The organism is Spirosoma profusum (assembly GCF_014699005.1).
In the GTDB taxonomy this organism is placed as follows: Bacteria; Bacteroidota; Bacteroidia; order Cytophagales; family Spirosomataceae; genus Spirosoma; species Spirosoma profusum.
This window is the reverse complement of the sequence record NZ_JACWZY010000006.1, coordinates 42,090-57,819: the sequence shown is the minus strand read 5'-3', so window position 1 is coordinate 57,819 and position 15,730 is coordinate 42,090. Positions and strand designations below refer to the sequence as shown.

Annotated in this window: 7 protein-coding genes; all 7 read right to left on the bottom strand. The window is 51.3% G+C overall.

Going from position 1 to position 15,730, the window contains the following annotated elements; all coding sequences use genetic code 11:
- Nucleotides 1–11: 11 nt before the first annotated feature.
- Nucleotides 12–4,355 (bottom strand): hypothetical protein, encoded by a 4,344-nt coding sequence (locus IC229_RS09175; protein ID WP_190886669.1) that lies wholly within the window; start codon nt 4,353–4,355, stop codon nt 12–14.
- Nucleotides 4,339–6,033, bottom strand: coding sequence for a hypothetical protein (locus IC229_RS09170; RefSeq protein WP_190886668.1), 1,695 nt, complete (start codon nt 6,031–6,033; stop codon nt 4,339–4,341). The genes IC229_RS09175 and IC229_RS09170 overlap by 17 nt, the downstream gene beginning before the upstream one ends.
- A 344-nt stretch (nt 6,034–6,377) precedes the next feature.
- Entirely contained in the window at nt 6,378–9,047 is a 2,670-nt protein-coding gene (locus tag IC229_RS09165) for an FG-GAP repeat domain-containing protein (RefSeq protein WP_190886667.1), read from the bottom strand.
- A 143-nt stretch (nt 9,048–9,190) separates the two neighbouring features.
- Nucleotides 9,191–10,750 (bottom strand): tail fiber domain-containing protein, encoded by a 1,560-nt coding sequence (locus IC229_RS09160; protein ID WP_190886666.1) that lies wholly within the window; start codon nt 10,748–10,750, stop codon nt 9,191–9,193.
- A 126-nt stretch (nt 10,751–10,876) separates the two neighbouring features.
- The gene (locus IC229_RS09155; RefSeq protein WP_190886665.1) at nt 10,877–13,066 is read right to left on the bottom strand and encodes a S41 family peptidase; all 2,190 of its coding nucleotides are present in this window, start codon (nt 13,064–13,066) and stop codon (nt 10,877–10,879) included.
- Nucleotides 13,067–13,098: 32 nt separating this feature from the next.
- The gene (locus tag IC229_RS09150; RefSeq protein WP_190886664.1) at nt 13,099–13,725 is read right to left on the bottom strand and encodes a response regulator transcription factor; all 627 of its coding nucleotides are present in this window, start codon (nt 13,723–13,725) and stop codon (nt 13,099–13,101) included.
- 81 nt (nt 13,726–13,806) lie between these two features.
- Nucleotides 13,807–15,726, bottom strand: coding sequence for a tetratricopeptide repeat-containing sensor histidine kinase (locus tag IC229_RS09145; protein WP_190886663.1), 1,920 nt, complete (start codon nt 15,724–15,726; stop codon nt 13,807–13,809).
- Nucleotides 15,727–15,730 lie beyond the last annotated feature (4 nt).

The following is a 15,730-nucleotide window of genomic DNA, read 5'->3' as shown; positions in this document are numbered from 1 at the left end:
CTATACTATTCTCACCACCAACCAGTTAATGCCTCCCAGGTATCTTCAGCCAAATCGACAACGGCTCCGGCAGCATCGCGAATCAGATTACCAGCCGCATCAAGCACTTCGCCCGCTACGTTAATTATCACCTGAACCCCATCCATGAGCCAACCTAACAAACCCTCGCAAGGCCCTTGCACCGAGCCATCGTCGTAGCACATATCCGATACTTCGCCGTTGGTTCGTATGTATGGGCCAGGAGACAATCCTACAATCAGGTTGCAGCCACCCAGCACCGGGAAGCAAATACGTTTGTTGTAGGCAAGGCAGAAATTAGGCAGGGTGAGTTGGACGGTTTCGGTTACGTTGGCCAGATTAAATGAATAATTGCTGTAGCCCACGTTCAACGAAATCTGGGTGCCAACACGGGCTTTCAGGTCCAGCGAAGGACGAATGGTAACGCCCAGGTCGGCATTGGCGCCCGCGTATACACTGGCCCAGGGATTGGTATCGAAATGATCTTTTGTGTTGATATTGAGCAACGTAACGCCGAGATGCGCAAATACGCCAATGCCGCTGCTGGGTACCCAATCCATTCCACCGATACTGCCGTTGGTGGCGTAGATCGACAGATACCCGTTTGCAGAGGGCGTAAAATCACCCATCAGGCCGCACATGGCTTTCACTTCGACAGGCCCGGCGGGCGAGCCGACTGAGGCCGCAAATCCACTCGGACCAACGTACAGATAGGCGCTTCCGGTCATGCAGGCTACCCCAAAATCGCCTTTGGTCATGTTGACAACCCCCATGAGCGTTTTTTCTTTGGGAGTCATCGTAAGCACCGCATTCCCCTGAATACGCGACGTAGTGGCATCGCCCGTACCGCCTATCTGTTCCATGTTCACGTCGCCCCGGATCGTGATGGTGCTGGGAACAAAGCCCTGAAACGCCATTTCCATGCCGGTTTTCCCCCACAGGAACCGTCCCTTATCAACGGTCGATTGAATTGGCATCGCTGCGTACAGGCCGAAGCTGGTGTTGGCATCGGGAACGTAGTTATCGTCGAAGATGGCACTGGCAGCGCCCACGTGCTTCATGTGGCTGTAGAGCCGTCCTTCAAAGCCGTAGCCCTCAAGATTCAGGAACAGCGGGATACCGGGTGAGCTGGGATTTTCGTACTTGAACCCGGCAAACCAGTATTTCACACCCTGCATCTTACCGGCCCGGATGGCGGCTTCCACTTTCATGTACGACGGGTTGTAGAGCAGCATGCTATGGGTGGCCATAAAGCCGTTGCCATACGTAGCGTCGTCGTTGAAAATCGTGAACTGCGCGCTGAATGCCCCAGTACTGGTCGAGTAGCTACCGCCATACGTTTTGGTAGCCGTGGGCACTATAGCCGAAGCCGGCGCTGAGCGTTCGAGGAAGTAGCCGAGACTGGCCGGCGCAAATTCGGCTGCGTAGCGTTCGTCGTTGGGGTCGTTGTAGGGTCCGCTGCCTTTTTTGCCACCACCAAAACCCGACCCTGCCGGTAGCTTCGGTCCGTTGTTAATGGGTTGATACTTAATGGTACCATCGAACTCAAAGGCATCTTTGTCGGGTTTGGCAAACACAATGTCGTACTCATCCTGCGGCTTGGTCACGATTTTATCACCCAGCACCAGCTTACCGACAAACGAAAGCCGCGAGTTTTTGCCCCCCGGTTCGTCGGCCAGTACTACCCGCGCCAGCTGATAATCAATGCCGTTGAGGTAAGCGGTTTTCTGATTGCTGCCGCCGAAGTAGGCTTCAGCGTCCTTGCCCACGTAATTACTGACCAATTCACCTTTGGGTGTAATGGCTATATCGACGCCATCCATGTGAATGTTACGGGCATCGATGCCGCGCGTGGAGTTCGTCGGATTGTAGGCCGAAATCCACATATCGGGGTGGAAATAGCTGTCTTCGAAATGGCCACCCGTTACTTTCAGCGTTACCTGATCACCTTCTGGTGTTTGTAATAAGGTCCGTTCTGAGGGTTTAGTGAAAAATACATCCGCATCGCCCAAACCGTATTTCTCGATGCTGATCTGCAAATCGCCGACAGCGCCCACGAACGGGATGTATACCTCGCCCGCAACAAAGCCCATCGTGAGTTCGGTGTTTTTGATGAAGGCGACCGCATGGGTGATTTTCCCTTTATAGCCCAGATACGGCGATTGAATATTCAGATCGTCGCGCCCACCATAGCTTGATTCGTAGCCTTTACCACGATTCACAATCGGATTGAGCGGAATGGTCATCCAATCCAGGTGATCCTGCGAAGTGGGGTGGTCCTGATCCTGCATGTAGACCATCTTACCGGCCCACAAATCCACAGTAGGGCATGAAATCCCTTTGACCCACTGCGGATACGGCAGGTCGTCGGCCTCAAATAAGTCGCCGAGCTGTACGTTCACGGCCTGAAAGCTCAGGAACAACCGCGCCTGATCATCAACAGTTCCCAGTACGATTTGCGGATCGTCAATCTGTTGCGTGAACGTAATGCCGTCGCTGTTCTGGAAAGGGATAGTCAGGTCAGGAACGCCTTTTTTACCACCGTTCACCAGCAACGAGCCATTCAGGTGGGCCTTTAATACGTTGTTCTGAATCTCGAAATACGAATCTTCTTTAACTTCCAATCGGAAACCTTTCAGGTCGGTCATCTGGCCACTGTAGGACTGTCCAAACGGAATTTTCAGCGTTTCCGATGATGCGGCCTGACCAGCCGATGCCAGCGGATGCCACTCGCCCGGTACTTCAACAGTCATATTCCCATCATACGTCTTGACCGAACCGACGGAAAGTTTATTACCCGACCCCGAATTGACGGCGCCTATCGTTGTCAAAGTAATGGGGCTGTTCCAGACAAAACCAGTCTTGATCGACGCTTCTTCGTTGCCGCCTTTGTTGAGCGAATAGGTATTGAGTGTCTGGTCTAACGTAGCAGTGTGATCGGCAATGAGCCGGATGGATTCATACGTAGCAGACGCTGTTCCGCCCGTATGACGGTCGGTTTTGAATTTCGCCCCTCTACCCTGCTTTACACCTTTAAGACTGGTTTCAAGCTTGCCTTTTACGACAACGTAGCTGGTAAAGCCATTTTTCCCTTTCTTAGCAGACTGGTCAGAACTGGTTGGCCGAATCACCAGATTGGCAAAATCAACGTCAGTGCTCAGGCTCACTGGTGACGTAATGGTGAGCGTTCCCCGGCCCGAAAAATGATCCTGATCGGGGTTGGTTACTTTCTGGACAATGATGGTTTGCCCGGCAAAAACCAATTGTCCCAGCCCTGCCGGTGGCACATTGACATTGAGTTGCTTTGGTGGTTCGATGACTGACGCAATGGCCGTTTTCTGAGCGGGTGCCGACGTAATGCTTGAATCAAGGGCGATTGGCGCCATCTTGATGGGCGTTTGCGTCAACTCGACACCCGGTTTCATTTGTTCTTTCGGAACGATGCCATACGTAAACGCACACACCGGACTTTTGCCGTCATTCTGAAAAACCAGCTTGCGCGACCGATCAATAGCCTGCACACGCCACGCATAACGTTTACCCATCTGCAACGGCGGCTGCGTGGGGCCGTACAGCAACGTACTGGTACGTAGGTTTCGCACTTCCACACCAGATTTTGGCAGAGCGACTGCATCGATAAACACATTCGGATCAACATCAACCTGCGGCAGCTCGACTACACGTAGTGTATACTCAACGGATGCCGGAGAAACACCAGCCGGGGGAGTCCACGTAAAAACGAGCGATTGTGGCGTAGTCGCCATTACGTCTGCATCGCAAAGGGGCGCAATCAGAATGGGCGGCTCAACCGATCGGACGACGATGGGTGCCGAGCAACCAATTGGAAACTCCGCCGATAAAGGCTGCCCGAACGCGACCGTAGCCGTGTTGGTGGCCGTTTCGTTGAAGGCCCGCACACAAAGCTGATACGTACCATCAGGCAGGGGCAATCCGCGAGCCAGCAGGTTTTTGTCGATACCCGTTACGTCGATCTGGTTCAGGTCGAACAAGCCTTCGAGGTCATTCCGGGTCAATAGCGTCTGGCCTGGGGGCACCGTTACGGGGCGCGGTGGCCGGTAGTTCGGTGAGGTTTTGATCTCGATGCCGTTATCGCCAGTCAATTGGCCCGACAGCCGAATCTGATACGTAGTACGGCTGGTATTGATGATGAACACCCGCACCTGCTGCCCTGTGCCGGGATAATCCTGCAAATAGGCGCTGTAGGGCGGCATTACGTTCACCTGAATCTGCAGCGGGAACGTCTGTGCCCATCCTGTCAGATTGAGCAGGATCAGGAATAGTGTGAATAAAACGAGTTTGTTAGAACGAGATGCCATAGCCGAGGTTGCCTCTTAGTTCGTTGAATTTCTCTGTCTGAATGCCTGTATTTGAGTTCAGGTAATTGAGCGATACGTTGATTGTCTGCTGTTTAGCCACCTGATAACCCGCATTTGCCGACACAGTCAGTACGTTACCCGTAACACCGAATTGCTGATTGATTAAGTAGCTGGCGTTGGCCGAGGTGGTTAGTTTCTTTTCCAGAAAAGATTGAGTTGCACCGAGTGTAGGGCCGAAAAAACGTACCGTACGGTTGGTGTCACCAAGTACAATTGGCAACTGGGTCTGGGTGTACGACAGCATCCCGTTGAAGCCCCAGCCCGTAGTTGTCTGCTGGTAGAAATAGCCCAGATTCAGGTTGATGTTGTTGTTCTCGGTCTGATTAGCCGTATTGGCGTTCAGGTCGCTGAGTTTCTGATACGTAGTGGTCAGATTGAATACCTGTATTACGTCCTCTTTCTGAAGCGTGTAGCGCGTATTGACGGTAGCTGAGAGATTATTCTGTGCCAGTTGCAACGTATCGATAATCGGCCGAAGTCCCGCCTGCTGGCTAATGCCGTAATTGGACAGTTGCAGGTCGATTCCGAACTTTGTTTCGGGATTATACGACGCCACCAGCGAACCAATCTGCCGACCGGTGCGAGCGCTTTTGTTATTCGCCAGATTGTCGTACTGAACGCCGTAACTACCCGACAGCCGCAGTTTTCCTTCGAGCAACGTAACGTTTGGAGCAATAGCATAACTCTCGATGTCGCTCTGGAAATAATACGCGCCCATCGTCTGAAAATTGGGATCGATACGTTTGTACTGTACTTTGATACCTGCATTCCTGCCCTTATAGCCAATGGCAGCCTGAGTCGCCTGCGTGAGCTGAGTGGACAAACGCGGGGTAAATAGCCGACCAAAAAAGCGCGTCACGGGATTGCTACCTTCGGTTGAAACCATCGTGGCCCGAACATCACGGGTGTAGGCGCTCACCGCTTCGTCCAGTTCGACGGTGATGTGCTGTAGAATCAGCAAACGAGAGGTAAGACCAACCACTAGGTTCTCGGCGGGCGATACGGTTTGCGTCGACGATTGCGGTACGGAAGCGATGGATGCAGAATCGTCTTTGGCACGTAGCATAATCAGGTCTACGTAATTGCCGGGTTTGCCGTAACCCACTTTCACAGCATAGCCGGTACGTTGGTAAGCCGGAATAATATCGGGTTCGGCAATGTTAGTGGAAATGGCTTTATTGAACCGACCATAAACCGCGCCCAGCCGCAGTTTACCCGGATTCAGTTCGACGCCACCACCCAGAAACGTATGCCCGGCCAGCGTGAATGGAGAAAATGATACGTTGCGGTAACCGGCGTGAACCGTAGCCCATTTATAAGTAGGCGATATACCAAACTGATTGAAAGGTTGCCGGAAGCTACTGCCCTGATTGCCCAGCACTGCTGAGAATGGAATAGCGATGCCACCGGGCAGCGATACCGTAACCGAACCACTCAGACCGAATGGCGAAGGCTGGTTACGAACCTGAATACCACTGGCGGAATAAAAGCCTGCATACGCATTCAGCCCACCCGACAGCTTCACTGGTGACGATTTGCCAGAGGGAGCCTCCGTCTGAGCCCAGGCGGGAGAGCTCAGCCAGAATCCGCAAAGGAGAAGTAGTAAAGTTGAGCGCATTTCTGACACGGTTTTTAGTGCTAAAAACTTGTGTCAAAACTACTTAGCCCTCTAGCGGCAATCAATCGGATAAATGTATGATGGGGAAACTACGTAGCGGCAGAATCCCACCTCAACTACCTGACAAACAATCACTTGATTTCTCTTAAACAACAGACACCCGCAGACCAGATAGCGTATAAGTACGTATTGATCTGCGGGTGTCTGGTTAGTTAACGCTGCTACGTTAGCGCTGTTTTTGTCATGCTGACGAAGGAAGCATCTTGAGATTTCCTAGCTCGCTTGTTCGGATACGTTAAGATGCTTCGTGCCTCAGCATGACAAAAACACTTACACTAATACAATCAATCTGGCCCGAAATAGAGTCGTGCCCCGTTCATGAACCGCAGTTTGCCGCCCGCCGTATAAATTACTTTGAGCGTATAGTTGGGGCCATTACCAGGCTTTACGGGCACATCTATCTCATGGCCAATACGTACGACCTCATACCCATGCGGCACGTAGCCGCCCGACCAAACTGTTGGATCGGTCCACGTACCGTTTTTCACAGTTTGAAGAAAAGCGGGAACTACGGTAATAATCTTGGAAGCCGATGCTGAAACCAGGCTGTTGCTGGCCGTAACGGTGATGGTATACGTAGTAGGTTGCATCACACCAGGTGCCATTTCTTCGTTGATGGGCTCTGTACTGTTACTTGCATAGCCATACGGCCAGTCAGGGCGACTTTGCCAGTTATAGTTCGTGGGCGCAAACAAACTGGCCACCGCCGTAAAGGAAACAGGCTGTCCCGCCGTATAAGTCTGCGGTGCCGATGGCAGGATGCTCACCGACGGGAACGTAGTGCAGTTATTGATGATGGATAGCGTTCGGTCGGCAGTATTTCCGACCACCAGGTCGGGGCGGGAGTCACCTGCCAGTTGTCTTACTTTCAGTATATACGGGCCTTTTCCTGTCGACAACGTAGTGGAAGTTGTAAAGCTCATGGCTCCTGTGTTGTACAGAATTTTTACGGCATCGTTCGCTAATTGCGTTATAGCAATATCAAGTCGACCATCGCCGTTCAAATCGGCCAACTCCACACCCATCGGAGTTCCACCCACGCCAACATTTGTACCTATCAGGATAGCTGACCCGGCTGGTGTGTTTCCTACGTTGCCGGTATTTTGTAGAATACAAATTTCACCGGAGTTGGGCAACGTTACGATCAGATCGGTCCGTCCGTCATTGTTTAAATCCCCAGCCGCCATTTTGTTGGGAGCCGTCCCGACAGTGCGCGTCACTGTTCCCCCAAAGGTGCCATCGCCGTTCCCATATAACTCGTAGATTGATCCATTCGCTTGATTCAGGGTAATTAGATCAACGGACCCGTTGCCATTGATATCGACGGCCAATAAATCAAGGTTGCCATTACCGCTTGCCTCAGTGGTAGGCGATGCCAATCCCGAACCCGATCTTAAGAATACGGATGTTGAGTTGTTGCTGGCGTTCAATACCATTACGTCGAGCCGGGTATCGCGGTTTACATCGGCAATGAACAGTTTTGTTGGGTCGCGACCAACGGCCAGGCTGGTAGGATTGGCAAACGTACCATTTCCGGCTCCCAGCATGGTCAGTAATTCGCCGTTTGTCGTGGTGCCATTACTTTTAGTCACCAATAAATCATTATTTCCATCTCCGTTTACATCCATAATACCGATGTCGGTCAGACTGCCCGATACCGCCAGCGCAATGGCCGGAGCGTAGGTAGTATTTGCATTAGCCATCAGCAGGCGGACGTTGAATGACGAAATTATGGCAATGTCGGGCCGTCGGTCGCCGTTCAGATCGCCGATGGCGATGGCGGTAGTTGAATTGACGGTGTTGTAGCCGAGGAAACTTCCGTATCCATTGTTCAGTAACACACCCAGCCCCAGTCCATTAGCGTTCGGCGTAACCAGATCGGGTCGATTGTCGCCTGTCAGATCGGGCGCAACTACCATCGGCGGGGCCGAACCACCCTGTTCGGTAGCGTAAATTTGCGACTCGCCAAAACCGCCCACCCCATTGCCAAGTTTGATCGTTACGTTGCCAGCGTCGCGCATGGCGATCACCGCGTCGAGGTATGTATCGCCGTTTATGTCGGCCATCGTCAGAAAGTACGGATTATTATTAACGTCATAATTCGTTGTAGTGCCGAAACCGCCCGATCCGTTGTTGAGCCGCACGGTCAGGTTCGCCGAGTTTGTATTGGCGGTCAGCAGGTCGTTGAAGTTGTCGCCGTTCACATCAGCAAGAACAGGATTGGAGGGGCCGTCGCCTACGGCGTACGCTCCACTGGTGAAGTTAAACGTACCGGTCCCGTTGTTCAGCCCTCGCAGAACGTAGTTACTGTTACTACTGGAAATCACTACGTCGAGTGACGTATTGTTATCGATTCGGCCCAACCCGATAATTGGGCTCGTTACGTTGAAAGCTGTTGTAACAGCCGCCCCGAATCCACCCGAACCATTACCCGACGAAACACTGATGCCCTGCGCATCGGAATTGCCCGTTACGATATCTACCCGACCATCACCCGTTACGTCGCCCAGTGCTGCCGACGTGCTAGAACCATTCAGAGTCACTGACGTAGCAGCCCCGAAACCGCCGGAGCCATTACCCAGTAATACGTTAGCCGTATGTGTACCGAAATCGATGGAGACGATATCGAGTCGACCGTCGGCGTTGAGGTCAGCTAAACCCGTAAACTGACTATTGTGGATGGTAGTCACGTTGGTCGGAGCCGCAAAACCACCCGACCCATTTCCCAGCAATACGGCTAAGGTCTGGTTCCCTTTGCTAACGACAAGGTCGGCCTTGCCATCGGCGTTTAGATCGCCGGTCGATACATAAACGGGACCATTACTGGGCAGACCGGCAATAGTCAGTGAAGTAGGTGGCAGGCTTTGGGGGGTGAAACAGGGCGTTTGCGCGTCAACTGACCCAACCAGAAAGGTGAGCAGTCCGCTAAAGAGAAGGCGAAAATGTGGATTCATTGAGTAGTATAAATAAAGGTCAGTCTATAAAGAGAGGCTAATTAGAAATACCTTGGACCATTGATTTAAGGGTCTGTTTATAATTTTTCAGATGAGCAGTGGTTTTGTCATGCTTCCTTCGTCAGCATGACAAAACCACTGCTTTACAACCGGTTTTTCTTACGCCGACTGTCCTGGGTCACGCGTTGCGAAGGCCGAATCAGAAGTGCCCGTTCGAGAGCTTCCAGTCGGGTTGCGGTCTGCTTTCGTTCGCGTTCGGCCTGTTGTTTTAATTCGAGAATCTGGGCTTTCAATTGCTCATTTTCCAGAGCCAGCGCCTGAACTCCACTCAACGTAACGGCCGTAAAATCGTGGCTGTTGAGCAACGTATCACAGCCGATAGTACCCAGCGCATCGCGTCCGAAACGGGCGAAGAAATCCTGCGCCATTGGGCCGTAATGCCGTTCGCTACGTTGGCCTTTGTAGTTCCACGTGCCCAGACGTAGCGTGCGGATACTAGTCAGTAAATCAGCGTGATCGATGGGCAGAAAGCGTTCCTTTTTGGTCGAGTCGGAGATTGACAACCAGGCATTGCCATTCGCGGCCAACTGCACGCCAACCGTAGTAGCTGAATTAGTGAACAGCCGATAGCCCCCGGCGAATCGAGATGTGTATTGATTGACAGTTGTGCTGGTTACTCTTGTCGAAGTACTGGCATCCCCAACTGCGAATGCACCGGTAAAACCATTGGTAGAAGCCGCATTTCCTAAAGCAACGGAGAAGCCTCCACTGGCAATACTTTTATAACCCAGCGCCAAAGCCCCCGTGCTGCTGGCGGTATTTGACTCTCCTATGGTTACCGCAGCCCCACCACTAGCTATATTATTCTCACCAATTGCTACACTATTAGATCCACTGGCTCGATTATTCTCACCCATAGCAATCGAACCCTGCAAGAGCGCTACATTGCTATAACCTACCGCAAATGAATAATTGCCACTGGCAAACTGAAAAAGCCCTAACGCTGTGGCACCTACGCCCTTAGCACTATTTTGAGACCCAGTTATAAAACTTGCGTAGCCAGCCTGAGGAATTGTAGAGAAGCCATGGAAACCACTGACCAGAGATGCTTTGGTAATATCATATACTAAGCCGGAACCAAGTGGATCATAATTACCCGGATCAACCTGATATAAACGACGCCAGCGCAGCCGAAATCCAGCCCCTACGTTCGTATCATTGTCGGATTTAAACGTAACGGTTACCCCGTAGCCGGGCACTAACAGCGCCGAAGTGGGGTGTACATTACCCGAGTAGGCAGCCCGCCCGCCATACGCATCTTCGATGATGACCGAATCTCCATTGGCTTCAGTGTTCAGAAGCTCGAAGGTCAGTTCGTAACCCGCCGTCACATTAGCATCATCGTATATTGATGTGCTACAGGTAAAACTGGCCGGGTAGTTTCCGGCACCGCCCGGATCAAGCAATACGCCGGTTGTTGTTTCAATTGTCTGGATTGTACAATTCATCGTGTACGTACCAGAAACCGGATCGGTGGTAAGCCTGTAGTTTGTCTGCACCTGAAACTTATTCCGGCTATACATTTCGATGTCCTGTTTGGGTGTCAGACCCACCGGAGAGTTAAATCCCATCTGAGCGCGGACAAACAACGGCTGGACGACCAACAGTCCAACTGTCAGAAGATGTAGTAGTTTTTTTTGCATGAGTCGGAAGTTTTGGGTCTTGATGGAGTAGTCTGTATTATCAGCGTCAAGAATTGGCACCGATTTCCAAGCCTTTAACTATACGTAGTAAGCTTGTTTCATGCGTTAATTATAGTTTAAACGTACTTACTTGCCCGTCTGCAAATACTGCATCGCCCGATCAAGCACCTCATCTTTACCCGCCCGAACGCCTTTAATCGTTGGGCGAACCAGAATTTTGGGCTGCAAACCAACCTGCTGCAACTGCCGCCCGTCGGCATGGCGCACGTCGTGACCACTGAATGTCAGGCCAATACCACCCGGAATCTGAAAACTCGTTACGTCGCCGTTGGCACCAGCGGTGGGGCTACCGATGAACTCCGTACCGTTGGCGGCTTCGAAAAACAGTCCCGAATGTTCAGCCTGACTCTGAGTACGTTCGTCGATAAGCATCACCGTTTTGCCTTTGTAAACTGGCTGTCCCGTGTTGGGTGGAATCTGCTGGCTGAAGAAATATTTCTGTGTCGCATTCTCAGAGTCGCCAGCGAGAATGTCCGGCGCATTAGGTGCGTAACGGAAAAACTGAGCGGCCACTACGTTACGTTTATCGGTTAAGTAAGGCGCAATCGTCCAGGCGGTTCCCTGCGGATAGTTGCGCATATCGAAGATGATTGCTTTGGTGTTTTTGAACTTTTCAAACATTCCTGCTACGTCCTTGGTCTGAAGCCGCCCCATGTGCGCGTAACCGATGTTACCTGGTAACAACTTGTACACAGCCGACGTATCATTCGGGAGACGTAGTTCATTGGCAGGTTGAGCCGTGATCAATACGTTCTTTTCGCGACCATCAGCACCGAGCAATTTCAATCGAATAGGCTTTCCTACAGGGCCACGGATGAGTCGCCAGGAAAGTTCGCGCTGGCGAACCCACTCGTTCGACGCGGGCTGAATGGCAGCCATGCGGGCGATACGTTCCGTAATCGTTTCGCCGTTCACTTCCGTAAGCACGTCGCCGATCTGAATGCCTTTGCTACGTACCGAATCAGTCCAGACCTGCGTAATAACGGGTTTGTTCTCAATAAACCGAATGTCGATCAGGCTACTGCCTGCACCGGCATAATAACGTAGTGGAGTTGCGTTAATGAAGCCGTGGCTATCCTGAATATTCCGGTAAAACTTAGCCACCGCAATGGCATAAGTTGTCGAGTCCTGGGCGGCAGCCAATTGCCCAACGGCCGTGCGCAGATTGACTTTCCAGTCGGTTGGCATCAAGCCTTTGTAGGCAAAAAAATAGTTAATGACCGACCAGATTTTAGCGCCCGCAAGCAGACGGTTACCCAGTGTAGGGTATTTATCGGCAGCATATTTGGTCGGTGGAGGGGCGACGGGCAACGGTGCAGGCAGGCTTTTAACGCCCAGCGTCCCATCTGGATTAACCAGTTCACCAGTACGGAACTTCACCTGAATGTTTTCACTGAACGAGAACGTAACGGTGCTGGCCAACTGCGCATCGGTCAACGTATCGTCGCTCTTCAACGTAACGTGTGGGCGATTTTTCAGGGCGTACAACGCAGGAGGTAACGCTGCATTTTTGTTGATCAGCAACGTAACTGGACGATTTTTCGCCGACGCCCGAGGCTGAATCGACTGCCCGCTTCGCAAATAAAATCCCGACCAATATTCACTCGTTCCTCCACCTTCGGTAGCGAACCCGCTGTGTTGGCGCCGACGCATACCGGGTGTCGCATACGGCTCCGTCGACAGCACGCGGGCCAATCCAACGTAATCCAATACAAAGCGGAATCCCTCCAGTTCCATTTCACTGAGGGGTCGGGCACTACGTAGATCAAGCCGGAGCGACCGCGCTTTGGACAATTGGCTGGCGAAGTAGCCCAATTTGTCGATGAACGGCTCTATATCGGCCACGCCCCCGTAGCCATTCATTTTTAATACCAACGTACTGTCGGAGTCGAACGATACCTGTATTGTATCGCCGGTTGCTGTGCTGCTCACCGGTTTGGTTTTTAGTGAAACTGTCGTTACGTCGTCGTTCAAGACGGCGAGCAGCTGACGGATGGCCGCAATCGTTTCTTCATCGGTTTTGGCTTGTGCAACCAGCGGAGCCGCTGCCGCAAAGGCCGAATCCCAGTTGATGGGTTTGTAACCGAGATACGGATGAAAAAACTTGATGTGACCGTATAGTTCCGAAAGTTTGGCCACTCGTTCAATTTGGGCGGGCGTATATGATGTGGTTTGAGCGGAAAGAACAGCAGAAAATAATAGCGTTACGATTAAGCCACGTAGTATGGTCACTGCGAATCGGACAGATGTATTCATGTGCTGTATTATCGGTGTGGACGTAAAATCCATTACTTGAACAGCCCGGTTTTCAGGGCTTTAGCTACGGCTTCCGACTTCGAGTTGACGTGCAGTTTTTCGTAAACATTTACGATGTGCGTGCGCACGGTACCCATGCTGATCCCGCAATGGTGCGCAATAAGTTTGTAACTGTCGCCCTCGACCAGCCGCTGCAATACTTCCTTTTCCTTGTCGGTCAGCAAAAAATCATTGGGTTTGGGCTGATGAAACGCTTCCAGCACTTTCAGAGCGATGGAAGGCGTCATGGCGGCTCCCCCCGATTTTACTTCCCGGATAGCATCCATGATTTTGTCGGCGGGTGTTTTTTTGAGCAGGTAGCCCACCGCTCCGGCCGAGATAGCCGCAAAAATGCGTTCGACATCCTCAAAAACCGTCAGCATCAGGATTTTAGGCTTAGTCGTCTGCTGGCGAATGAGCTTGACGGCTTCAATACCTGTCCGACCAGGCATATCGATGTCCATCAGAATCACATCGGGTTGGTCCTGCCGGACGTATTCCACTACGTGCAGGGCATCGGCATACTTCCCGACGGTAAGCAGATCGTCGGTTGCTTCGAAAATTAGCCCCAGCGTTTCGCGCAGAGAATTGTTATCATCAAAAATGGAAACACGTATCATAATTATGTGGGAATCTGCACACTACAATTAGACAAAAATAGGGTAACCATTGACGCCAGTAAATCGGATAAACGTATGACCTCACAAGCCAACGACCAACTGCAAACGGGTCCCCAGCCCCGGCGTCGACTGGATAGCCAACGTACCGCCCATATCTGTGGCGCGTTGCTGCATACTGGTTTGGCCGGTCCGCGTGGTTGGCTGTGCTACGTCGAATCCTTGCCCATCGTCTTCGATCAATACCTTAAGCTGCCCATTCTGTTGCTCGAAACGTAGCGTAGCCTTCATCGCATGCGAATATTTCACCAGATTATTAATGGCTTCTTTACCAATCAGATACAAATTCCGACGCACCTCCATCGGTACCGGAAATCCATCCAACGTAGCATCGACTGTAAAGTCAAAATCGATGTCTTTAGATTCCATCAGGGGTTGGGCGTACTCCTGCAAACGTAGTGCGATGCGGTGCAATGTATCATTGCCGGGATTGATGGTCCAGATAATTTCGTCAACTGATTCGAGAATCTGACGCGCGTCGGTATTGATTTTGTGAATCGCCTGTTCAATACGTTCCGGACGGTTCTGGGCGATCAATCCCTTTGCCATGCCACTCAATAACGAGATACTTGACAATGTACTACCTACCTCATCATGCAAATCGTGCGCAATCTGCTGACGTAGCGCCTGCGCTTCCTGAAGCCGCCTGAGTCGGGCCCGGTTCAGCAACCAGGCACTGATCGTAATCCCTAAAAAAAGCAATAACGCTGCCCCTATGATCCAGGCATTACGTTGAAATTGAGCATTCTGCGTTTGCTGGTTGAGCAGTTTAATTTGCGTTTCCCGTTTCTCAATCTGGTGTCGGGTTTCCAGATCCCGGATCTTCTGAGCGGATTGGTTTGAGAACAGCGAGTCGTTTAACTGGCTAAGCAAAACCTGAAATCGATAAGCTTTCTGAAATTGATTGGTTTGGGCATAAAGATTTGCTAAAGATTCGCTGGCTTCTTTCTTTTCAAGTGCCCAGTTATACTGATTGGCAATCTGCCAGGCTTTCCTAAAAGAAGCTTCTGCCCGAACGTAGTTGCGTGTATCCTGATAATAATTCCCCAGACAGGTATTAATCCAGAGTTTTGCCCCCAGACTTACTTCATTTCGAAGACAATACAGCCTGGCAATTTCCAGGTAATGGAAAGCGGAATCGTACTGTTTTGTTGCCCTGTAAAAATTACTAAGATCACCCCACAGCGACACTTTTATCGTTCTATTTGCATATTGATCAACATAAGTGAGTGCTTTTCTGAAATGCACCAAAGCCTGCTGACTATCGCTCCGTCCTTTGTAATAATAAGCGATTGTTAGTTCGGCTCGCAGGCGCATCGAACGGTCACGGTCGGTTTGGGCTACTTCATACGCCTTTTGGGCATATTTTTTGGCTTCCTGCTCCCGGCCCATTGTTCTCAGTACTTCACCCGCCCCGCTGTATGCCAACGTAACATACTCATTTAATTTATATCGCTCCGTGAGCTGAATCGCGTCTAAATAGTAGCGAAGCGATACTTCAAACTGATTATTGAAGAAATATGCCTGACCAAGTCCTGATAGATTTCGCTGCAACTCGCCCGGCGGCAAATGAGCATCCAGAACAAGTTGACGAGCTTTCTCAAAGGCTTGTATGGAAGGAGCAAGATTACCCTCATCGGAACGCATCCAATAACGCCCACGATTAAAATAAACGCGTTGTAACCCCATCGGGTCGTTTAATCGTTTAGCTAACCGTTCCGTACTTCGAAGCACCGAATCGGCTTTGGCTAAGTCGTCGACAAAATTAATTAACCTGTTAGCGTACTCGTTGGCTACCCGCACGTAGCTCGTGTCCTGTTTTGCCGTTTGCAGGTAACGTAGCAGCGAGTCGGAAACGGACGTAGCAGTAGGCTGTGCCCGAGCCACCACAACCAGTAACTGACTCAAAATCAAACTTAATACGTAGCGTCGGTAGTGTTTCATTGGA